The sequence below is a fragment of the Eudoraea sp. genome, assembly GCF_039969275.1.
GTDB lineage: Bacteria > Bacteroidota > Bacteroidia > Flavobacteriales > Flavobacteriaceae > Eudoraea.
Window position 1 is genome coordinate 443903 of the sequence record NZ_JBDVOC010000007.1, and the last position, 22422, is coordinate 466324.

The 22422-nt window shown below is 40.0% G+C and carries 17 protein-coding genes; 12 read left to right on the forward strand and 5 right to left on the reverse strand.

Annotated elements, in window-relative coordinates:
* Positions 1 to 42: 42 nt before the first annotated feature.
* Positions 43 to 1257, reverse strand: a complete 1215-nt coding sequence (locus tag ABJH90_RS06560; protein ID WP_348137719.1) for a DNA polymerase IV — start codon at positions 1255 to 1257, stop codon at positions 43 to 45.
* 156 nt (positions 1258 to 1413) lie between these two features.
* On the opposite strand from ABJH90_RS06560, the gene ABJH90_RS06565 reads away from it, so the two are divergent.
* Together ABJH90_RS06565 and ABJH90_RS06570 are read left to right on the forward strand one after the other, a co-directional pair.
* Positions 1414 to 1953, forward strand: coding sequence for a PadR family transcriptional regulator (locus tag ABJH90_RS06565; protein WP_348137721.1), 540 nt, complete (start codon positions 1414 to 1416; stop codon positions 1951 to 1953).
* Between the two features lie 4 nt (positions 1954 to 1957).
* A complete protein-coding gene (locus tag ABJH90_RS06570; RefSeq protein WP_348137723.1) occupies positions 1958 to 2806 on the forward strand; it encodes a hypothetical protein in 849 nt (282 codons plus the stop codon).
* Between the two features lie 60 nt (positions 2807 to 2866).
* On the opposite strand, the gene ABJH90_RS06575 is transcribed toward ABJH90_RS06570, so the two are convergent.
* The 4 genes from ABJH90_RS06575 to ABJH90_RS06590 all read right to left on the reverse strand — a co-directional run bounded on the left by ABJH90_RS06575 (position 2867) and on the right by ABJH90_RS06590 (position 5099).
* Positions 2867 to 3037, reverse strand: coding sequence for a DUF6747 family protein (locus ABJH90_RS06575; protein WP_348137725.1), 171 nt, complete (start codon positions 3035 to 3037; stop codon positions 2867 to 2869).
* Positions 3038 to 3557: 520 nt separating this feature from the next.
* Positions 3558 to 3728 (reverse strand): DUF6747 family protein, encoded by a 171-nt coding sequence (locus ABJH90_RS06580; protein WP_348137727.1) that lies wholly within the window; start codon positions 3726 to 3728, stop codon positions 3558 to 3560.
* Between the two features lie 457 nt (positions 3729 to 4185).
* Complete coding sequence (locus ABJH90_RS06585) at positions 4186 to 4356, reverse strand: DUF6747 family protein (protein WP_348137729.1); 171 nt, start codon at positions 4354 to 4356, stop codon at positions 4186 to 4188.
* A 395-nt stretch (positions 4357 to 4751) separates the two neighbouring features.
* Complete coding sequence (locus ABJH90_RS06590; RefSeq protein WP_348137731.1) at positions 4752 to 5099, reverse strand: hypothetical protein; 348 nt, start codon at positions 5097 to 5099, stop codon at positions 4752 to 4754.
* Positions 5100 to 6171: 1072 nt separating this feature from the next.
* Between ABJH90_RS06590 and ABJH90_RS06595 the strand changes: the two genes are divergently transcribed.
* The 10 genes from ABJH90_RS06595 (at position 6172) to ABJH90_RS06640 (ending at position 22231) form a co-directional block, all read left to right on the forward strand.
* Positions 6172 to 11328 carry an AAA family ATPase gene (locus ABJH90_RS06595; protein ID WP_348137733.1) on the forward strand — a complete coding sequence of 1719 codons (5157 nt, stop codon included), beginning with the start codon at positions 6172 to 6174 and terminating at the stop codon, positions 11326 to 11328.
* On the forward strand, positions 11325 to 13106 hold the full coding sequence (locus ABJH90_RS06600) for a response regulator (RefSeq protein ID WP_348137735.1): 1782 nt from the start codon (positions 11325 to 11327) through the stop codon (positions 13104 to 13106). Before ABJH90_RS06595 ends, ABJH90_RS06600 begins: the two co-directional genes overlap by 4 nt.
* Before the next feature lie 222 nt (positions 13107 to 13328).
* Positions 13329 to 13583 carry a hypothetical protein gene (locus ABJH90_RS06605; RefSeq protein ID WP_348137737.1) on the forward strand — a complete coding sequence of 85 codons (255 nt, stop codon included), beginning with the start codon at positions 13329 to 13331 and terminating at the stop codon, positions 13581 to 13583.
* A 360-nt stretch (positions 13584 to 13943) separates the two neighbouring features.
* A complete protein-coding gene (locus tag ABJH90_RS06610) occupies positions 13944 to 14867 on the forward strand; it encodes an SDR family oxidoreductase (RefSeq protein WP_348137739.1) in 924 nt (307 codons plus the stop codon).
* Between the two features lie 112 nt (positions 14868 to 14979).
* Positions 14980 to 16560 (forward strand): aconitase X, encoded by a 1581-nt coding sequence (locus tag ABJH90_RS06615; protein WP_348137741.1) that lies wholly within the window; start codon positions 14980 to 14982, stop codon positions 16558 to 16560.
* A gap of 77 nt (positions 16561 to 16637) precedes the next feature.
* Positions 16638 to 17087, forward strand: coding sequence for a DUF126 domain-containing protein (locus ABJH90_RS06620; RefSeq protein WP_348137743.1), 450 nt, complete (start codon positions 16638 to 16640; stop codon positions 17085 to 17087).
* Entirely contained in the window at positions 17065 to 17604 is a 540-nt protein-coding gene (locus ABJH90_RS06625) for a hypothetical protein (RefSeq protein WP_348137745.1), read from the forward strand. The genes ABJH90_RS06620 and ABJH90_RS06625 overlap by 23 nt, the downstream gene beginning before the upstream one ends.
* Positions 17605 to 17616: 12 nt before the next feature.
* Positions 17617 to 18933: a carbohydrate porin gene (locus ABJH90_RS06630; protein WP_348137747.1), complete on the forward strand. Its 1317-nt coding sequence runs from the start codon at positions 17617 to 17619 to the stop codon at positions 18931 to 18933.
* A 28-nt stretch (positions 18934 to 18961) separates the two neighbouring features.
* On the forward strand, positions 18962 to 20152 hold the full coding sequence (locus ABJH90_RS06635; protein ID WP_348137749.1) for a BamA/TamA family outer membrane protein: 1191 nt from the start codon (positions 18962 to 18964) through the stop codon (positions 20150 to 20152).
* A 360-nt stretch (positions 20153 to 20512) separates the two neighbouring features.
* Complete coding sequence (locus ABJH90_RS06640) at positions 20513 to 22231, forward strand: NAD(P)H-binding protein (protein ID WP_348137751.1); 1719 nt, start codon at positions 20513 to 20515, stop codon at positions 22229 to 22231.
* Positions 22232 to 22422: the final 191 nt, after the last annotated feature.

The window sequence follows — 22422 nt, forward strand, 5'->3', positions numbered from 1 at the left end:
TGAAATTTGTGATTTGTGATTTGTGATTTTTCATTTATAATTTTATTGTTTTCTATGCGCCAGCACTATAGGCGGTTGGCCGTTAAAGGGGTTGTGCATTCTGCCAATGGTTTTAGCGCCAAGGCCGGAGGCTCTTAGCACGCTTTTATCGCCAAAGCGCTCCCGGATGTTATCCATTGCAGCATAAAGGTTCAGGGCTTCTTCGGTATCTTCAAACAGGTTGATCTGGTAATTGCCCGGCACCAGATGGCTAAAGCGGATACCTATAAGCCTCACCAGCAAACGCCTGTTATACAGGACTCTGAACAGCTCCAGGATTTTGGGGATAAGGATATGGTCTGCACTGGTGTAGGGGATCCGGACTTGTTTGGAATAGGTATTAAAATCTGAATACCTGATCTTGACGGCAATGCAGGCGGTAAGCTTTTCCCCCCTGCGGAGCTGGTAGGCCAGGTTCTCTGTCATGGCTATAAGGATGCCTTTTAGTTTACTAACATCTATGGTATCGCGGTCAAAGGTGCGTTCTGTAGAAATGGACTTACGCTCACAAAAAGGGATCACGGGGGAATTGTCTACCCCATTGGCCCGTTTCCAGATGACAGCGCCGTTAGCCCCCAGTACGCGTCGCATAAGGTCCATAGGCATTTCCTGTACGGTTTTTACTTTTCTGAGTCCCAGGTTTCTGAGCGTCTGATAGGTTTTGTCGCCCACCATAGGGATCTTTTTGATAGAGAGCGGGGCCAGAAAGGGTTTTTCATAGCCAAAATCTACTTTGAGCTGGTTGTTGGGCTTGGCCTCGTTGGTGGCTACTTTAGAGACTACTTTGTTTACAGACAGCCCGAAGGAAATGGGGAGCCCGGTTTCCTTAATGATCATTTTTCGCAGTTCGGAGGCGTAGTGGTAGCAGCCAAAAAAGCGGTCCATCCCGGAGAGGTCTGCATAGAATTCGTCTATACTCGATTTCTCAAAAACAGGGACCTGTTCTTTGATGATTTCGGTGACCAGGTCGGAGTGCTTGCTGTAGGTGCCTGCGTTACCGCGGATGACAACGGCTTCAGGGCAAAGTTCCCGTGCCATTTTCATGGGCATCCCGGAATGTATGCCAAAACCCCGGGTCTCGTAGCTGCAGGCAGCCACCACTCCCCTGTCGCTGGTGCCACCTACCAGCAGGGGTTTGTTTTGCAACTCGGAATTAATGAGCCGCTCTACGGATACAAAAAAGGTATCCAGATCCAGATGAAGAATGGTCTTTTGCATAACTGTCTAAAAGGACAGCTAAGTTATGGATTATTTCCTGTTTTATGGATTTTTTCCATATTTATTATGTATTATTTTAAAAAGAATAATTTTTTTTTAAAATAATTTGGTGTTTAATACGAAACGTATTATTTTAGTAGTACGATTCGTATCATTATGAAAACAACAAGAAAACCTACATCCCTGGATTATGCCATTCTCGGCTTAGTCCATGAACAGCCACAAACAGGCTATGGCATCCGAAAAAAATTTGACACTACCGCTTTAGGGAATTATAGCAGTAGCCCGGGAGTCATTTATCCGGCTCTTAAAAGATTGCAAGAACTAGGACTGGTGGTAAACTCGGTTAAAGGTAACGCCAAGAAAAGTATGTTTCGATGCACTACAAAAGGGGAATCCTTTCTTATAGAATGGCTTTTAAAGCCTATAGAAGCTACGGATGTAGCCAAAAACCCGAATGACCTCTTACTTCGATTTGCTTTTATGGAAAACTTACTGAAAAGAGAAGTCCAACTAGAATTTCTAAGTTCATTTCAAGATGTACTGAAAGAATATATTAAATCGCTTAAAGAATATCATAAAAGAGAATATAATACCCTGCCTTTGAACGCCAGATTGGCTTTTGAACATGGCATAGCCTCCTACACAACTACCTTAAAATGGTGTGGAAAAACAATTTCAACCTTAAAAAAATAGAAAAATGAAAACTACCTTGTTCATAAAATCAATATTAGGAGCATTACTGCTTACAGTGCTCTACATGCTCTTCAATATGTTGCTTGGCCAAACCTCAGCCATTGATAATTTGCTTTGGGGTGTGCTTTCTAACTACCTGGTTGCCTTTCTTCTGGGATATTATATAATGTCATCTAGCCTTGGTGGAATACGCTTAAGTATTTCAGTTTTTCTAATCTATTTCCTAATTGGTCACTTTAATATTCTAATAGAGGCCTATATTTTTAACGTCAGTTCTCGTCAGGAAACTGCCCTGGAAATAATAAGAGGATTTTTAATATCGGTAACATTTGCCCCGCTCTATGTTTATATATTCAGAACTAAAATAGTGCAGGAAGCAGTGATTTTTTCGAAAAGGTCTTTTATAGGCTGGTTCTGGAGAATCCTTGTAGCCGATATTTTATATCTCCTTCTTTATATTATTGCGGGATTAGTTTTAACCATTGTATACCCACAATTGCTTCAGTTTTATGAAGGCAAGATCCCACCTTTTGATGTTTTGATCAATACTCAACTATTCATACGAGGATTTATATTTATTAGTATAGCATTATTAATGCTTCAGACTCTGAACATTTCGGTGGTAAAAAAGGCTATATTAATAGGCCTGACTTTTGCGATCCTTGGTGGCATAGCCCCTTTGATTCCACCAAATGACCTCATGCCAGCCTATGTTAGACTAGGCCATGGTTTTGAAGTGGGGATTTCTAATTTTATTTATGGGATATTACTGGCCATACTATTAAGGGCAAAAAGCATCCAGAAGATAGAAATACATTCAGAATTAATATCTGCTCCTTCTAGCAATGTCTAGTATATAAAATAGCTTTAATAGCATAAATATCCTATCACCCACCGGAAATGACCGGATTACTTAGTCAAATGCAAATCCTGTAGTTACTCTAAAGATAAATGCATAGAGTGCAATTAAGAACATTGCAAAGCAAAACCACGCAAAAAGTTTAAAATAGTTTCTTATAATAAGGGTTCCTAAATTCCTGAATCCTTCCAAATAAATTTCCTTAAGTAAGTCTATAGTTTTCATAACACTAATTTTAGAATTCACTTATAAGACTTCAAAAGCCGTTCTAAGTTTAGTTTTCTGCCATTCTTTTAGTCAAGGGAACAGAATTCCCAGATAAAATGCACAATTTCTGTATAAGAACCCTGGAATAGAGATTATAAGGAACGGGTGGGGAGTAGTAGCAAAAAATCCCTGTAAGTTTATCACTTACAGGGACTAATTAATATTTAGGTTGGTTATTTAATGTATTTTTGGTTTTACATTTAATCTACCCCCAGCTCGCAAGAGCAGAGGTGAGGTCTTATCCTCCGAAGCCCACTAGGGCGAAGGAGGGGTCTTATCCTCCGAAGTCCACTAGGGCGAAGGTGGGGTCTTATCCTCCGAAGCCCACTAGGGCGAAGGAGAGACTATTGGACTCCTGCAGCTGTCATAATCATAAACATCATCACAGAAATAAACAAACATCCTGCGGCTACTAAAAAGTCGATTGCACTATATCCTTTATTTCTTTGAGCCATAGTATTTTATTTTAAGTTAATAATTAATCAAATGCGAATCCTGTATACACCCTGAAAATAAAGGCATAAAGGACCATAAAAAACATTATAAAACTAAACCAGGCAAAAGCCTTAAAATACTTCTGCACAATAAAATTTCCCAAATTCCTGAAACCTTCTAAATAGATTTCTTTAATAAGTAAAGCTGTTTTCATATCCCAAATCTTAAAAAATTATTATGCTGCCAAATTCCATATTTTATCAATTTCTATTTCAAATTATAGATTAAAAACATATTTATTTGATAAAATGAATTCTTACTAACACAGAGCGATATAAGTCGCGGTTTATGGAATTTCGATTTATTGCACCTTATGGATGAACAGCCGAATAAAACCGCCCAACAGGGCCAAAAAAGAAAATGTGGTATTAAAAGGAATATATTACCAGAATGAAAATCGAAATTACAAAACACAAACAGGCAAAGAGTACTGCCGGATATTTTGCCAATAATCTACCTGGTCTACCAAAATTCTCAACCAAGTATTTATTTAAATTTAAAAAAGGCTTCATAGCTAATAATAGTTGACCTTACTATATACATCAGTATAAAGCCTTTATCAAAAGACTCTTTGATGATTAATTAAAAAGTGAGGAAACGTTCTACAAAGACTAGTCAAAGGCAAAGCCGGTTGATATCCTGTAAATGAGCGCGTATAGCACTATCAAGAACATGATAAAACTAAACCATGCAAAGGCTTTAAAATATTTTTTCACAATAATATTGCCAAGGTTCCTGAATCCGTCCTTATATATTTCCTTGATGAGTAGTATTGTTTTCATAAACTAAGATTTTTGGTTGTTAGTTAGACGACAAAGCTCATACCTGGTTTACTTTTTTTTAAGGATTTTAGTCGTATTTGAAGATAAACAGGTTGAACTGTACGAAATGAGCTCACAGTTTGAAAACACTTCAAAATCTAATAATTTATGAATGGGATTAGCGGTGCGCTTTGTCGATTAACTACCCCCGGTTGGAATCCCGGGCAACACCTGTGGAAAGTGATTTAGTTTTAAATAAAAAAAACCCACAGGGAAATCCCTGCGGGTTTATAATTTTTAAGTAAACCATTGATTTGGAATCAATATTAATGAATACTAATTGATATTTGTCAGGAATTAACGATTATTAATCGCCAAAAATCAATTAAAAACTGATGTTTCTCATGCCGTTTTTGTTAGAAATCAGCATCGTTATCTCCTTCTCCAATGGGTTCTTTACCAGTTCTAATGTAGCCCATATTCAAGTTTAGAGAATAACTAAAGTATATTGGTTTTTCATTTCTCAAAATGTCTATAACATTCGGATACATTGACATAGGGTAGCGCAAGTACACCAATTTATTTCTTTTATCGTAACTATTTTCAGGCACGCTCTTATTATCAGGATAGAAGTTTATCTGTACAACAAAATCATCATGATTATAACATTTTACAAGGGCGCGTGGGTAAACGCGACTTTTATCAGCTCCTCCGGCTTGAAAGTGAACCCAATAATGGTCTATTTCGCTATCTATTAATTTCATTGTATCTAGGTTTAATTGATTAATAAGGTAACAAGTTAAAGATTATTTCACAAGATAGAAATAGAAATAGAGAAAAAGGATAATTTTTTGTCTTAGGACCGCTATATTTTTCATCCTAAACACTAAAAACCAATTGATAGATCCATAAGCAAGGAAATGAACACAACTACAATTATCTATAACAGCATTAAAAGTTAAACGCAGTTAATTTGTCATTTGCTGAATTATAGTCTTCTGTTGATGTATTATATCTCATTCCATCAAGTCGTAAATTGTTGTGTTACTCTAAGTTGGTATAGTTCCTTTATAAAAAGTTTTCACGCCTTCTTTGCAACTATAATTACTTCCGTGGCCAAACAGTTGCTAAATTCATTTTCCTTCCTCAGAATTTGCCGTTTTACGCCTTTAAAAAATATACAAGCATCCGTTCTATATATACAAAATGATATTATAGACTCTATATGCCATGGCTAAAATTTCCCTAGGTCTATCAGACTTTATCCTATTCCTGGCATACCAATAGTCTCTTTGCTTGATTCATTACCCCTGACTAATTATAGCATCCTTTCTCAGTACTTTCGGCCTTCTATAGTAAAACCATATTCGATTATAGATCATCCCTGAGAGATTGCCAAAATACCCCAATATTTAATTCATATAATAATCTGCCAAAAGACTTTCCTTGACTCCCCTGTACAGCATTTTCTTAACATCTACAAAACTTTCAGGGTTCTTATAGCCAAACAGCTATTCCGACTCTAATTGGTTGTCAGAAGTACACTAAAAAAGCCAACAAAATAAACACCTTATTTTCATCAGATCTATGTGCTTGTAAACTCCCCTGCATTTGCAATCACGCTGAGAAACCTAATTTTGGTCACATTCTTAAAATCATTTATATTTATAACGTAGGCTTTAAAATTTAATGTTTTGAACAAAACTTGATAAAGTACTTCAGGGAAAGTCGGATTTTATCCCTATCGATGTTGTAGTGAAGAAATAGGGTGAATACAACTAATACTCCATATTATGTTGAGATAGATTAAGAGCCAATAAAGGTCAACTATTTTATATGAGCAATATAATATTACAAACTAAACTCAAAAATTTTAAAGTTGGCATTCCAATGCCAATAAAGGAGTTTATAGATTTTGCAATTTCTGTTTCTGCAAGTTTGGTTAAAACTCATAAGGAAGAGCAAATCCATGGAGCTATTTGCCCGGAAAATATTAATTGGGATCAGAAATACCTGAAGGCCGAATTAGTTGATTTTTCTAATAGAGATGAAAAACCATTATCAAATAAAGCATGCTTGCCATATATATCACCCGAGCAGACCGGGCGCATGAACCTACAGGTCGATTATCGCACCGATCTATATTCTCTGGGCATAGTATTCTTTGAGATTCTGGTCGGGGAGCCGCCTTTTGTTGCGGATGATACCATGGAAATGATTCACCTCCATATCGCCGGCATACCTCCCGAGCCTCACGCTAAGAGAGTTGAGGTTCCTGAACAAATATCGAACATCATCCTTCGATTACTACAGAAAAATCCCGATGACCGTTACCAATCGGCCTACGGACTACAACATGATCTGGAACTATGCGCCCAGCAGTGGAAGCAGAACGGATCGATCAAGCCTTTTAAATTAGGGAAATCGGATCTTAGGGGTATATTTCGAATTCCACAAAAATTGTATGGCAGGGAGAATGAATTAAAAACCTTGTTGGATTCATTTGAGCGCATATCTACAAATGGTAAAGAGCTGATCATTGTGGCTGGTTATTCTGGGGTCGGTAAAAGCGCACTGGTTAAAGAAGTTCAAAAACCGATCGCCGCGAAGCGAGGATATTTCATTGAAGGTAAGTTCGACCAGTACCAGCGCAACATTCCCTACTTTGCCTGGCAACAGGCCTTCAGCGTACTGGTGAATATCCTGTTAATGGAAAGCGATGACAGACTGGCAGATTGGAAAACTCGAATACTGGAGGCAGTGGGCCCTAACGGAAAGGTGTTAACCGACATTATCCAGAACCTGGTACTCATCATCGGCCATCAGCCAGATGTTCCCGCCCTTGACGGCGCGGAAGGGCAGAATCGTTTCAATTCTGTATTTCAGAATTTCATTAAAGTTGTGGCAGACAAGGAACATCCGCTGGTTATCTTCCTTGACGATTTTCACTGGATCGATTCCGCCTCACTTAAACTCCTGCAGGTACTGGTCACCGATCCCGACCTGAGCCACGTACAGTATATAGGCGCATACCGGGATAACGAGGTTGACGAAGCGCATCCATTAATCGTTTTCTTGAAAAGCTTGAAAGACAATCAGGTCGCCATGACACAGATTACACTGCAAAACCTTGAGATAAACGATGTCAACGCTCTGATTGCTGACACGCTCCAGTCATCTCGCGATGACACCCACCCAATTGCCGAACTCTTCTATTCCAAAACGGCAGGGAACGCTTTTTTTACACATCAAATCCTGCATACCCTTAATGATGAAAACCTGCTCACTTTTGATGCCGCCGGGCACTGGAACTGGGATATTGAAACTATAAAGGCATTGGAAATCAGCCAGAACGTAGTTGAATTGATTTCAAGAAGAATGAGGAAACTTCCAATCGCAACCCGGGAGGTTTTGAAATTGGCCGCCTGTATTGGAAATCAGTTTGACATCGAAACCCTGTCTCTCATTACACAGAAGAAGCGTAATGAAATAGATGCCATTCTTAAAATGGTATTGCAGGAGGAGGTTATTCTTCCCTTAAACGGTAAATACAAATTCGCCCATGACCGTATCCAACAAGTGGCTTACTCCCTGATTGCTGAAGAAGTTAAAAATAAGACCCACCTTGAGATCGGGCGCATATTGCTGGAACGAATTCCAGAAGACGAAAGGGAAGACAGGATCTTCGATATTGTCAACCAGTTGAATCTCGGGGCCGTGTTGTTTACGAGTTCTTCGGAACGAACTCAACTGGCTGAGCTAAATTTAATTGCGGGTAATAGAGCCAAGTTGTCTACAGCCTATGAGTCAGCCTTGGAGTATTTCGGTTTAGGCATTGAACTTCTAGGCGAAAATGCATGGGATAACAATTACGATTTGAGTCTCGATCTTTTCACAGAAGCTGCTGAAGTGGCCTCTTTATCTGGTGACTATGACATAATGAAAGAGTGGGGTGATGCTGTCTTGAACAATGCCAGGACCATAGGTGAAAAAATAAAGGTGATCGACATCAAAATTGCACATGAAACTACCCAGATGAACCATGAGAATGCAATCAATATTGGTTTGAAATATTTGAGGGAGCTTGGTCTGGATTTAAACACCTTAGTATCTAAGGAAGAGGTTTCTTTGGCACTGGCGGAGACGATTGAATTATTAGGCATGCAAACTGCTGACAAGCTGATTAATCTTCCGAAACTGGTTGAGCCAAAATTAGAATACCAAGTACATATAATAAACAGCCTCCTAACTCCAAATTACTTCTCGAACCAGAACCTCTTGGTCCTTTCTGTTTGCGTTAGCATTGATATCCTGGTGCATAACGGGAACACTTCAGACTCAGCACTAGCTTATGCTTACTGTTCCATGATACTTTCCAATCTAGCCATTCGTCAATTTAAGACGGGGTATCTTGCCGGTCAGGTTGCAATCAGTATGGCGGATAAATTTTCAAACTACCAACTAGAATGTCCTGTAAAAGTCATCACTTACGGATATATTTTTCAATACCTAAAACCTCTGAATAGAAATATTGAAAATCTTTTCCACTGCTTTCAAGTTGGCGTGGATCAGGGGAACTTAGAATACGCAAGTTATTCCATAGCCAAGGGTACAATGAGTTTGTTCTGTTCAGGCAAAAATCTGGAGAATGTAATTGAAGTAACACAAAATTACACTCCATTCCTGAAAAAGCATTCGTTGTTCAATTGTTTTTTTACCAATTGTATGATAATTGCTCTCTCCAATTACCTGAGGGATTCTTCAATATCTTCATATTGCCCTGAAAAATATTGGAGGCTTAAACAAGAAGTAGCAAAAGGTATGGGAGAAAGCCAGGATGACATTCATCTCTTTTATGATTATCAGGCACTACAAACTATTTCTATCCATTTTGGTCGCTACGCTGAGGCATTCGAAATTGGAAACAAAGCACATAAATGTGAATCATCTCTTTACGCATGTTATCCTACCCCACCTTTTTACTTTTACGATACTCTAGCTTGCTTGAGGCTGTCCGAAACTACAGATGAAAAACAAAAGGAGTTGTTAACGGAACGTATTAATAGGAACATGGAACTGTTAACAGAATGGGCCGGGATTGCTCCATTTAATTTTGAACACATGCTCCAATTAGCGAGGGCCGAACAAGCCAGGATACAAAGTCCCGAAACGGCCCCATCGTTGTACGAGAAGGCCATCAAAGCGGCAAAGAAGAACGGTTTCAAACAGGATTTAGCGCTGTGTTATGACTTGGCCGCCAAATATTACAAACAATACGGATTTGAAGAATTTTTTAAAATCTATAAATTCAAAGCTCACGAAGCTTACAAAGAATGGGGCGCTCTTGCACTAGTCAAGCACCTTGAAAAACAGGATCCCAGTTTGTTCACTTCCAGACCCTCCCCAATTTCCGGTGCACAGCAACAAACACAATTGGATTTAAACACAGTGATCAAAGCCTCACACGCCATTGCCGGAGAAATGGTGCTGGACAAACTGCTGGCAAAGATGATGCGCATTGTCATTGAAAATGCCGGAGCACAAAATGGATTTTTGATATTGGCGCGAGGAGATGAGTGGATCATTGAGGCCATCGCGGATGTGGATCAAAGCAAAGTGCAGGTGTTGCAGGCAATCCGTATTGAAGCGAATGAAACGGTGTCTGCCGGCATCATCAATTACGTGGCTCGCACTCATGAAACAATCGTTCTTGTGGACGCAGCAAATGAGGGAAACTTCACTGGTGATGACATTATTCAACACCGACAGTCCAAGTCAATCCTTTGTATACCTCTTATAAATCAAGATCAAATAAGCGGCATATTGTATCTGGAAAATAACCTGATGACGGGTGCTTTCACCAAAGAACGTGTGGATCTGCTCATACTTCTCTCGTCGGAAATGGCCTTGGCTTTAGGCAATGCACGAGTTTATCTCGAACTGGAACGGAGCGAGGAGAAATTCAGGGAGGTTTTTGAGTCCATGACAGATGTATTCACCCGTTCTGACAATGATGGAAAATGCTTGATGGTCTCACCTTCTATCTACCAAGTATTGGGCTATAAATCAAAGGAGATCATGGGTAAAAGTTTCACAGACTTTTATGCAGATCCAAAACAAAGAATTGAAATGGTTAACCAACTCCAAAAAACTAAAAAAGTTGAAAATTTTGAAATAGATGTTGTCAAAAAAGATGGAAATATAATAACCGTATCTACTAATGCCAAAATGTATTATAACAGCAAAGGTGAACCTTTGGGTGTTGAGAGTATTTTCAGAGATATCACGGAACAGAAGCTGGCAGAGGAGAAAGTTCTCAAATATCAGCGACGGCTAAAAGATCTGGCTCAGAAAATAACCATTACTGAAGAAGTAATAAGAAAACAGGTTGCTGTGGACCTGCATGATCATGTGGGACAACTATTGGCCTCCATTCGAATACAGCTGTCAAGGATTAATAAGGTAGAAGAAGATCCTGAAATTATTGATAGGATTGAAAATATTTCTCAGGCGCTACGTCGCGCCATCCAGGCTACACGTGATGCTATTTTTAACCTGAGTCCTCCTCAGTTAAATGAGATCGGATTATATTCGGCAGTACAAGATTGGATGAAAGAACAGATTGAGTTTAAACATGGCGTCGCTGCCAGTATTTCAGGTGAAGCTAAGAATCTACCCATTGACGTAAACACTCGCTATTTGCTTTTCAGAAGCATTTGTGAATTGATGCATAATGTGGTGAAACATGCCCAGGCTACCAAGCTGGATGTGAATTTTTGTATAAATAATGGATCACTTGAAATTACTGTTAGGGATAATGGAAGAGGATTCGATTACAACCCGGATCGATTAAGATTGACAAGTGATTCTTACGGATTGTTTAGTATCTATGAACGATTAAATGATCTGGATGGATCTTTGGTGGTAAATTCAATTATTGGTAAAGGTTCAAATATTAAATTAGTAATTCCGATTAATGATTCAAAAATATGAAGCTTAAAATATTGATTGTGGATGATCATCCTTTTACCCGTGCTGGTATTAGATCTATTCTTGAAGATGAGAAGACCATTGAAATCATGGGTGAAGCTTGTGATGGTGAAGAAGCCATAAGAATGGCCCTTGAGAAAAGCCCGGATGTCATTATCATGGATATCACTATGCCAAAGGTTTCTGGAATTATTGCTACTCAAAAAATTTTGGAAGAGAAGCCGGATATAAAAATTATCGCACTTTCGATTCATTCAGGCCATAATTTTGTAAAAAAAATGTTGGATGGGGGAGCGCTTGGGTATCTTTTAAAAGATGATATCCCGGAAGATTTGATCAGGGCCATTGAAAAAGTTTCCCAAGGAGATATTTTCCTAAGTTCGGGCGTTACACGGACTGCGCTGGATAAAGATGAAAATCTCCCTGAGTACAGCGTTTTGAGATCAAAGTTAGTACCTCCTCCAATTATGGATTATTATTTATCCCGTAACAGAATAACGGAGGAGCTGGAACAAAACATCAATAGACCTCTCACCTTGGTCTCCGCCGGAGCTGGATTTGGTAAGAGTACAACTATTAGCTTATGGTTAGAGCAAACACAAAGATTCCATGCATGGGTGTCACTTTGTGATGAACATAATGACCTGCGGGTATTTCTAATTTACATGGTTACTGCGCTGAATCAAATACATCCGGGGTCTATGTCAAAATCAGAAAAGGTAATCAAAAATGATCCCCTTCCCACTTTCAAAGAACTGACATTGTTACTTTTCAATGAGCTTTGTAATATAGATCAGAATCTTATTTTGGTTTTGGATGACTTTCACAACATAAATGATAAAAACATTCTTAGGTTTTTGGATGAATGGTTACTATATCCACCGCCCTGTGTACACCTTACACTTATAACTCGTCGTGATCCTGCTTTAAACCTTGAAACATTGCGTCTGAAGGGTCAGATCACCGAAATAAGGATGTCTGATCTTAGTTTTACTAATCATGAGATTGCGATGTTTTTTAATCAATCTACTGATATTGAGCTAAGTGATTCACAAGTTCAGAACCTGCACAAAAAAACAGAAGGATGGATAATTGCCATTCGCTTAGTGTCTATGACAATAAAGAGTTCTGAAGATATTAATAAGGTATTGAATAAACTTGATGGTGGGTTGAAATTAATTTCTAATTATTTGATTTCAGAAGTATTATCCCAACTACCCGAAAACTTAAGAAAATCGATGGTTAAATCGTCATTACTTGACAAGTTTTGTGAAGACCTGTTGAATGAATTAGGTATTGAAGCTAAAGAATTTATAGAGTGGCTGAAAAATTTAAATTTATTTATAACACCCCTTGATACTAACGGCAAGTGGTATCGATATCACCCTCTCTTTCAGATACTACTGAGGCATCAATTAAGCGTGTATTACAGCCAGGAAGAAATTAAAACCCTCCAGCTGAAAGCCGACCATTGGTTTAAAAATAACAAATTTCACAAGGAGTTTTTGGATGATGAATCAGCTAAAAAGGGCAGTGTCAGACAAAATCGAACTTTTGAAAAATCCATGAGTAAACAGAAGGATGCGTTAAATGTATTCACAAAAAAAGAATTTGATGTACTGAAATGTGTTGCACTGGGAATGACCAATCAGGAAATTGCTTACAAACTATTCAATTCTGAAGAGACCATTAAGAAGCATATTAATAATATGTTTCAGAAATTGTATGTAAAGAACAGACTTAGCCTTGTTAACAGGGCAAAAGAAGAAGGTATTATATAGTGATATTAACATATCCTACATTTAAAAAATATGGGTACTTAACTTAGCCCTCAAAATACAACTTTTGTACAACTTTCCGGTATTGCACGGAACTACCTTTCCATCCTAAATTTGTTACTGCCTCGTGGAATCAATTGCATTGCGCTTATGCTTGGGCAGTAAAAAAATTGTTGTCTAAATAGTTAAAAGTTGTTTTACTTATATATAAAGGCTAAGTAGAAAATGGCTACAAAAATCGAATCTGAGTTTAGTTTTCAAGAATCCGCTATCTATAAGATTAAAGTGGAAGGGGTGTTACAAGAAAATTGGATTGAAAAATTTCAAGGGTTGAAAATCAGTGTTGAAAGATCTTTAAATGGAAAGCCAGTATCCGTGCTCAGAGGAAAGATTAATGATCAATCAGCTCTTTCGGGTTTGTTGAATATGCTTTACGATTATAATATGACAATTTTATCCGTTAAAATGTTGAAAAGCTAGTGATAGCTATTCATATGAATTGTTGAAATAATAAGGAATAAACAAAACCCAAAGAGCGTATTTATAAATAATGCCAAAGAAGTTGTATTTCACATAGGATTACTTGACTTATTCATATTCTATATTTTTTTCAATCCTTTTATTGCTCCTGCGGTTTGAGGTGTAATCATAGCAATGAGCCAATTTTAAAAAAAACAAATCTTTTAGGTCTAACAAGTTTATGTTTCATTAATTAAATACAACTTTTCTACAACTATTTAGGGTTGTTTTCAACACTAAATTTATTCGAACTTTGGAAAACATTAGCACTAGAAAATCACTAGCACGATGAGTTAAGTATTTATTAAAATAATAGCAATTATGGATAATAAGAAGGACAAACACAAATTCGTAGACGGGAAGAAAGAACAGCTAAAGATTATGGACTCGCGCCGAGACTTTCTACAGAAGGGAACAATGGGACTGGCAGGCCTCGCTGGGGCTACGGCGTTCGGTATGCAACCTTCGACGATGAACGCTCAGACAAGCGGTTCCGACAAGCGACGGGTGACCATTCTCTTCGACTCCTGGAACCATATGATGCCTGCCCTGGCTCGCGAAATGGTGCGTCGGAATCACGACCTGGTCCTCGGCGATGCCCAGGACATGGAGTTAGTCAAGGAACTGCGTAATCTCGGGGCGAAGGTCGAGGTGGTACCGGACACCGGGGATCAATCCAAGCCCGAAACCTTCCAGAAGTTGGTAGATCGTGCCCAGGAAGTCTTCGGCGGCTTCAATTCCGCCTGCATACGGACCGGAACCCATGTCAACGCCAGTGTCCTGACAGGGGATGAAAAAGACCTTGATACTGTGTACGAGGGAAACCTTAAGAGCGTGTTCTACGCGCTCCAGGCCGTTCTCCCCCCATTGGTCGCACAAAAATCGGGGCAGGTGGTCATCAACACTAGCGCAGGCGCGACGCGGCCACAACCCTTCGTAGCGCTTTATTGTGCGACGCGCGCCGCCGCCAACGCGCTCGTTCGGGCCACGGCACTGGAGGTCGCGCCGAACGGAGTCACTGTCAACGCCACCGGAACGGCCGGCATGGAATACCCAAGCTACCTCCACATGGTGGGTGCCGACAAGGATCCGGAAAAGGCCAAGGAGGTGGCGGCTACGTTCCCAATGCAGAGGTTTGTCCAGCCCGAGGACGCGGCAAGTTTCGTGGCCACTCTGATTGATGGCACAGCCACCGGCCAGACCGGCCAGTTCTACTCGATCGACGCTGGCTTTAGCATTGTATAAGGTGTCATACTATACAAAAGAAGCATCAAAAACTTTTGGACTTGATCACCCTAATGGTAGTCAAGTAATATAAAAACAAAATGCCCACACGGGCAGAAACAAAAGATACATCATGAAATTAAAACGTAGAGATTTTGTAAAAACCATACCCGTTGCCGCTCTGGGAACGGCTTACGCCTGTAATTCGCCTTGGAGTGCAGAGGAGGATACCGCAAGTGTTCAGAAGGCAAAAAGTTTTAGTGTCGCAAATCCAGACAAAGACAACCTGAATGCACATGACCACGTGCACTGCGACCAATTCGGTATCGACTATGAGGGTAATCCCATTGCGGATAATCTGACCGGAACGGGTTCTGATACCGGCTTAAAGGAACACAACCCTGAAAATCCGCACAAGATGACCTTAACTCAGGAGGAGCAAGACATCCTGAACGGCAGTAAGGGGGAGGTAATGGCAAAGGTTCTTAAAACGATCGTCATGCACGGCGAACTATTTGGAGCTGAAAGACTTGCTGAATGCGGAGGAGCGCCACACTCGTCGTTGTATACCGGGGGACCCTGGGTTGCACCGGTCCTCGAGATGTTCGAGGAGATCGCAGATGCTGGCCTTAAAGCATTCGCGCCATACACGGTTAACCCAATGGCACTCGATCTATATACTGTCGGGCAGGATCCGGTCAAGAGAGCCATGGAGCTCGAAAGCTTCCCGCTACAGGGCCGTCTGATCCAGGTACATACACGTTTAGGTGCCCGCCCACTTAATAATTGGAGCTGCGCCTGCTATCTTCCAGAGATAGGCAATACCGCGGAACCGGGTACAGCAGTGACCTGGGCCGAGTCTTCGGCAGTGAACTACGGTAACTCGGTGCTTGGTGTGCGTGTAAACCGCATGGCGACCGGCATGGAGATGTTATGCGCCATCGCAGGGAAGGTACCTGAGTTTGGCGTATTGACCGACGAAGGCCGTAAGGCCAAGTGGCACATCGAAGTAAAGCTCTCCAAGGAACCACATTGGGGCGCACTTGGGGGAGCAGTCGGCACAAAAGTAGTTGAGCAGATTCCTTATATCACCGGAATCGACCAGTGGATTGGCATGAAGGACGGCAAGCCCGACAAAGTTGCAATGGGCAAGTTGAAAGCATTTGGCTCTGCCACCGCTTCAAGTGGCGCCGTTGGGCTCTACCACGTGGAGAATGTTACTCCCGAGGCAATCGACCATAAAGATGACCTGATGGCTGACGACTACCAGACCTATGTTATAGACGATGCTGAGTACAAGCGGGTTCGCGACAGTTTTCAGAATCTGTGGAAAGACCCGAATGGCGATCCTACGGCAGTCTACATTGGTTGCCCCCACAACACATATACTGAGATGGTGACTTGGAGTGAGAATTTGACCAAGGCGCTTAAAGCCTCTGGGAAGGAAAAGTTCGCTATTCCGGTTGTCATGGCCCAGCCTGTAGTCGTGAGGGACAAACTGCTGGACCAGCACCCTATCATGTATAGGGATATGGTGCGCGCAGGAGCTAACTTCGTGAACATATGCACGCCAGCGTACCAGGGACTAAAGGGCATGGCGGATATCGAACGAGGTGTAACCAACTCGAACAAGGGTCGCTTCTACACCAGATTACGGCTTTACGACGACGAAAATCTGGTGAATATTGCGATGACCGGAAAGGTACCCTATTAAGGTTGGTTTCACCGGCGAGCAATGAGAAAGAACACAAGATAAAAGATAGATAAACACAAGATAAAAGATAGATAATCATGGCAAAGAAATCATTTAAAGGACGGGTGGTCCTGCCGGGCCAGATCAGCGGCAAAGCAACCGTATCGAGGCAAGCGTTCAACACAAGTGGCTCGTATCAGGAAAACATGTTTGCTGGGAGAACTGATGCCGCACCCTGTACTGATTCCAGCAACAAGGAGTTGTATCAAAAAGACCTTTCAGGAGCAATCCTTTGCACCACGACCACGGTTGGATCAACCATGGGAGGCATGTGCCTGATGGGGATGAAGGCCATCGGCGTCGGCCCCAAGGCTCTGCTGTTTTCGAAGCCGATCGACACGCTGGCCGCTGCCGGCGTACTCATGGCGGATATCTGGAAGGATGAGCGTATCGTGACGATCGACATGTTGGGTGACGAGTTTCTTGAGGCAGTTCAAATGGGCGATCCGATCGCAATCCGTGAGGATGGTACAGTTGAAGTTGGTTAGTGATTTTTGGCTTGGGATTAGAACTCTAGCAATTATTTTCTTTTCATTAATTGCATCAGTAGCTCTTTCCCAAGAAAACCAAACTGGCAGCGAAATCATTCAGGCGCAAGAAAAAATGCCACTGAATACGTTTACTATTGGCATTGGCAGGGCTAGTGAGGTTTTTAATGGGGGATCCTTCTCAAATATAGGATTTGATTACTTGCGTAGACTAAATCCTAAATGGGAACTGGGCTTACAACTCGACATTGACTGGGAAAAGAACTTTGTCCAATTTGAGGGTGTCCAGCTTGCCGCAATTGTGGCGTTTTCCATAACCAATAAGTGGCCGGTATTTTCTGGGTTTGGTATTGCTGGTGAGGAGAATCATTCAGAAGGATTTTTTCGTATGGGAACCGAATACACATTCTTCATTGGAAAAAAGCAAATGTTCTTTATTGCTCCCGGAACTTTCGTCGATATAACCCTTAATGATGTTGCGATTTCAGCCATGTTAGCGGTTGGGATAAATTGGTAAATAAAATTTCAAATGGAAAAACTAAATAAAATAATAAGTCAAAAGTTAATTATTGCTTGCCTCGCCATATCCATTTTTCTTTTTTTTAGTAACTGGAGTATTGCACAGGATACAATAAAGCGTCAAAATCGGATAAATCCAATGGACCCGGAACAAGTAATTGATGATATTGTCCCAAAACCAGGCTTTCTTTTTGATATTGGTGTTCCCCAAAATTATTTTGATTGGAAGGATGAAGTGTACAATAAGACTGGGTTAAAATTTGGAGTTAGTTACCAACTGTTAACTCAGGCGGCCTCCACTGTCGCTCCCGATGCAATATATGACAAAGCTGTTGGTCAATGGACAGGATTTATGATCAAATGGACTTTAATCAACAGAAATAAGAAAAATAAAGGAAGTTTAGTCTTCAGTATGTTTGATCGTCGAGGGCTTGGAAACAATGCGGTTCCATCGAACTTTGGAATTGTAGATATCGGAGGTATTACCACAAATGTAGAATTTACCAATTGGAATTTTGCCATTGAGAATCTGTATTGGGAGCAATGGATCGGCTTAGGAGAACGCGATGTTATGTTCCGAATCGGGAATCAAGTTGCAACTGTGATAATCGATCCATTTCGTTTCAAAGATTCAAGGGTTTCCTTTACGACTGGCCCATTTGCTTTCCATCCAACAATGCCCACTCCGACATTTGGCTTCGGTGCTGCTTTTAAATGGTTACCTGCTAAGGGATCAGGTCTCTACATTTCTGGGACATTGAATGATATGAATGGAGATCCGAATCTTCAAGGCTTTGACTGGTCCACTGTTTCAAGAGGTGAGTTTTTTTATGCAGGTGAGGTGGGTTATAACTGGGTACGAGGCAAAGATGATTACGATCATTTGAGTCTATTGGTATTCTACGCTGATGAGAGAAGCACTAGATCTCCTGAAACACTGCCAAACAAAGCAGGAGGAGGTTTCAGTATTCTTGGAGAAAAGCAATGGGGTAACTGGGTTGGATTTGCAAAATACACATACAATACGGCTCAAGGAGGAGGTGTTACTGGGACATTATCGAATCACACAGTGACCGCTGGGGCAGTTTACAAAAACCTTTTAAACGTTAACGGAGAGACGGGTGTCGGATTTTATTACATGAATCCTATTGATGAGATCTTTGGTGAGGAGGCGCGTGATCAAACGGGAATAGAGGCATATTGGAGGATATCGCTCACTCGTAATATATGGGTAACTCCAGGTATACAATTCGTATTTAATCCAACGTTAAACCCGGAAGATGATTTTGTAGCAATACCTCATATAAAATTCAGGGTAGCAATCTGAGATGCTTAATTCATTGTAAATTAGAAAAATGAAAATAATATGGACGCAAAAGTATAGATACATATTATTTAAAGTTACCTTAATTATATTCTTTTTTATAGGAAATATAACACTCTCTGCCCAGCTAGCGCCTGCTTCCGATTTAACAATGTCTACGTCTACCAGTGTTCATGAGCAAACAAAAAATAGGGACACTATTAAAGATGCAAAAAAGGGTAGTTTCCTGCCAGTTCCCTATTTTATAACAGATCAAAATATTGGTTTTGGACTGGTCCTGGCACTTGCCTATATGCACCCTAATAAGAAAGAAACCCGTGAAAATACGCCGCCATCTATAACGGCAGCTTTTGGAGGAGGAACAACCAAAAAAACCTGGGTCGCTGGTGGAGCTCATACCCATTCCTGGAATAATGACAAGTTAAGATATGCGGGAGCAATTTTGTCTTTTAATGTGAATCTTGATTTTTATGAATTAGGATCTCTTGATCTTTCTGACAATCCTATTGAAGTAAATCTAAATGGTTGGGGCATAGCAAATCATGTGTTTTTTAGAATTGGAGAAAGTAATGTTTTTATTGGCCCTCAGTATGGCTATTCAAGTATAGAAAGTAGTTTAAATATTATTGATCCAGACGAACCTGTCTTAGATTCAATAGGCAAAGTCATTGACAAAACGATTACATTTTCAGCCTTAGGGCTCCGGACCCATTATGACAATCGTGACAATACTATTTCGCCGACAAAAGGTCATTATGGTGGTTTTGAATTAAATTATAATGCCAAATGGCTTGGTTCTACTGAACAGTTTGCAACATTCAATTTATTTTACAAATTCTATTTACCTATTAATAGTTGGCTTCATTCCATTTATCATTTAGATTATCAAACAGTTGGCGGTGACGCACCATTTTATCTTAAACCCTATGTAGCGCTGAGAGGAGTACCAGCACTTTATTATCAAGGAGATATCTCCACTAAAGTAGAAACCCAATGGCGCGCTTTGTTCTATAAAAACTGGGCTGTGGTAGCTTTTTTAGGCGCAGGAAAAGCATTTGATTCATTCTCTGATTTTCCACATAGTCAGTGGATTTCTAATTATGGAACGGGGTTGCGATATGTGATGAAGAAAGCATTTAATACCCGTGTGGGTATTGATGTTGCATGGGCCAACCCTAATTCACAATTTGGATGGTATATTGTTATAGGAACCTCTTTTTAGCAAAAGTGATGCTTTACTCACTTTCAAAGGGTCAATGGATTAGTAGGGTTTGATCAAAATACAAAAAGCTTAACAGTTAAATAATCAACTTGTTAAGCTTTCAACCTTGTACCTCGGGTGGGACTGAATTACTTTGCAATTTATTGAACGTGATTTGAATGTTTATTAGTTTAGTAAAGTGGTCTTATTAATTCTATAATTTTGACTTTTAGTCAACTCTGACATTCCTGATGCTTTGCATATGCACAATACACAATTGTTATCTCTTATACCATGAAAATGAATACTTATGCATAAATTAATGGAAAGTTATTTTCAATTCCAACAATGATTCATAGTGGTGAACAAGAAATATCCCATGTGAATCTAAAATATCAGGTATACAATATGGAAGCCGATCTAGAGCGATTCTGCTACAATTTACCAACCAAAACTGCTACCCAAAACAAAATTCTGGTCACTGGGGCTACCGGTTATATTGGCGGGGAACTTATTCCTGAATTAGTCGCAAGGGGATATCAGGTCAGGGTAATAGTCCGGTCATTCTTACTTGAATACAAAGAGCGATGGCCCTCAGTTGAGATTGTTGTCGCCGATGTTCTTGATTATTCTCAATTAAAAAAAGCCTTGGAGGGAATTCATTGTGCGTATTACTTCATCCACTCTTTACATTTGGTCGATAAATTTAAAAAAATTGATGCCCTAGCTGCTAAAAATTTTCAGAAGGCCGCGGAAGAGAACGATTTGAAAAGAATTATATACCTAGGCAGCCTGGGAAATAAACAAACAACTTTGTCCGATCACCTCAGCAGCAGGCTCGAAGTGGCGAAATATCTTCAAAGGGGAAAAACTCCGGTTACTTTTCTAAGAGCTGCGGTCATCATTGGCTCGGGAAGCGCTTCTTACAAAATCATTAACCATCTGGTTCGGAATTGTCCATTTTTTTTACTTCCTGCCTGGGCCAATTCAAATTGTCAACCGATTGCCATATGCGATGTAATTAAATATTTGGTGGGTTGCCTTGAAAAAGAAGAAACCACAGGAAAAACATTTGATATTGGCGGTCAAGATATTCTTACTTACCGAATGATGATCAAAACCCAGGCAAAGATTCTGAATAAGAAAAGGGTCTTTATTAATTCAGGATTTTCCGCTATGAATATCTATTCCAAAATAACAAGCTGGTTTACCCCGGTACCTCCCAATATAATCAGGTCATTAATGGAAAGCTGCGTTAATAATGTAATTTGCGGTAACACGGATATCAAAAAGTTGATCCCTTTTCAAACCCTAAGCTATACCGAAGCTCTTGCAAAGGCCTTAACACGGGAATCCCAAAAAAAGATCTTCGACAAAAAGAAAGCCTTGGATGCACGATTCAGCAATGAAGGAATTCAATCGACCCCGTTAAAACCTCCAAATAAAAGCAAAGCAATTCTTTCTGATATAAGATACTTCCTATTACATAAACCAGACATACCCACTTTGGTTGATTTCGATACAATTTCCGAGAGGGAAAACTACAGTTATCGAATCTTACAACGACTAGGAGTTAAAGTGTCTGCTTATAAGATATTGAACGTTCACAAAATAGGCGTAAACGCACCGGCAAAATATATTTTCGAGGAATTAATCAAATGGGATGGCAATTCAACATGCTGGCCAAACTATATTGCAAAAGTCGAAAAAAGAAACAATAGCTTAGAAAATCTTTCCTTCAACCTGTTTGGATGGAGTTTTGTCCCATTATTCGTGACCAACGCTATTGTTATTAAAAAAATCCCTGATCCTATGGGAATGGACAATGCCCGCTTTTTGTTATATGAATGCAGTGGTGGCTACCCAATTGGCATTTTCACATTTTATGTACGAACTTCGATCGCCGATCAACAGGAAACAGAACAATCACAGTTGTTCATGATGGTCGGATTCAACTTTTATGGCAAAGAAAAATGGTCAAAAGTGAATTTAATCAACCGAACATGGGAGTCGATCCATGACCGTGTAACCTCGAATGTATTGAACAGATTAAAACAGTTAAGCGAATGGCGATTTGAAAAAATTAAACATGGTAATTAATAATCGTTGATTTTCGTATATTTCACTCTTCTAATTTATTTTTTACTTTGTAATATTACACGTTTATAAGGTAATTCTAAGTACGTTCTGTACGCTATTGGCAAGTTCTTTGTTGAGGTGGAGTGGAATCATGAAAATGAGGAGATAATTTGCAAGAATTGAGATAAAAGGTTCCCCTGGAGAATTAGAAA

Bases quoted from the DNA above. Each gene is read 5' to 3' on its own strand.
- ABJH90_RS06565 (WP_348137721.1), top strand. From the start codon at position 1,414: ATGAAAACAACAAGAAAACCTACATCCCTGGATTATGCCATTCTCGGC.
- ABJH90_RS06620 (WP_348137743.1), top strand. From the start codon at position 16,638: ATGGCAAAGAAATCATTTAAAGGACGGGTGGTCCTGCCGGGCCAGATC.
- ABJH90_RS06580 (WP_348137727.1), bottom strand. From the start codon at position 3,728: ATGAAAACAGCTTTACTTATTAAAGAAATCTATTTAGAAGGTTTCAGG.
- ABJH90_RS06610 (WP_348137739.1), top strand. From the start codon at position 13,944: ATGGATAATAAGAAGGACAAACACAAATTCGTAGACGGGAAGAAAGAA.
- ABJH90_RS06600 (WP_348137735.1), top strand. From the start codon at position 11,325: ATGAAGCTTAAAATATTGATTGTGGATGATCATCCTTTTACCCGTGCT.
- ABJH90_RS06590 (WP_348137731.1), bottom strand. From the start codon at position 5,099: ATGAAATTAATAGATAGCGAAATAGACCATTATTGGGTTCACTTTCAA.
- ABJH90_RS06575 (WP_348137725.1), bottom strand. From the start codon at position 3,037: ATGAAAACTATAGACTTACTTAAGGAAATTTATTTGGAAGGATTCAGG.
- ABJH90_RS06630 (WP_348137747.1), top strand. From the start codon at position 17,617: ATGGAAAAACTAAATAAAATAATAAGTCAAAAGTTAATTATTGCTTGC.
- ABJH90_RS06570 (WP_348137723.1), top strand. From the start codon at position 1,958: ATGAAAACTACCTTGTTCATAAAATCAATATTAGGAGCATTACTGCTT.
- ABJH90_RS06560 (WP_348137719.1), bottom strand. From the start codon at position 1,257: ATGCAAAAGACCATTCTTCATCTGGATCTGGATACCTTTTTTGTATCC.
- ABJH90_RS06635 (WP_348137749.1), top strand. From the start codon at position 18,962: ATGAAAATAATATGGACGCAAAAGTATAGATACATATTATTTAAAGTT.
- ABJH90_RS06615 (WP_348137741.1), top strand. From the start codon at position 14,980: ATGAAATTAAAACGTAGAGATTTTGTAAAAACCATACCCGTTGCCGCT.
- ABJH90_RS06585 (WP_348137729.1), bottom strand. From the start codon at position 4,356: ATGAAAACAATACTACTCATCAAGGAAATATATAAGGACGGATTCAGG.
- ABJH90_RS06625 (WP_348137745.1), top strand. From the start codon at position 17,065: ATGGTACAGTTGAAGTTGGTTAGTGATTTTTGGCTTGGGATTAGAACT.
- ABJH90_RS06605 (WP_348137737.1), top strand. From the start codon at position 13,329: ATGGCTACAAAAATCGAATCTGAGTTTAGTTTTCAAGAATCCGCTATC.
- ABJH90_RS06595 (WP_348137733.1), top strand. From the start codon at position 6,172: ATGAGCAATATAATATTACAAACTAAACTCAAAAATTTTAAAGTTGGC.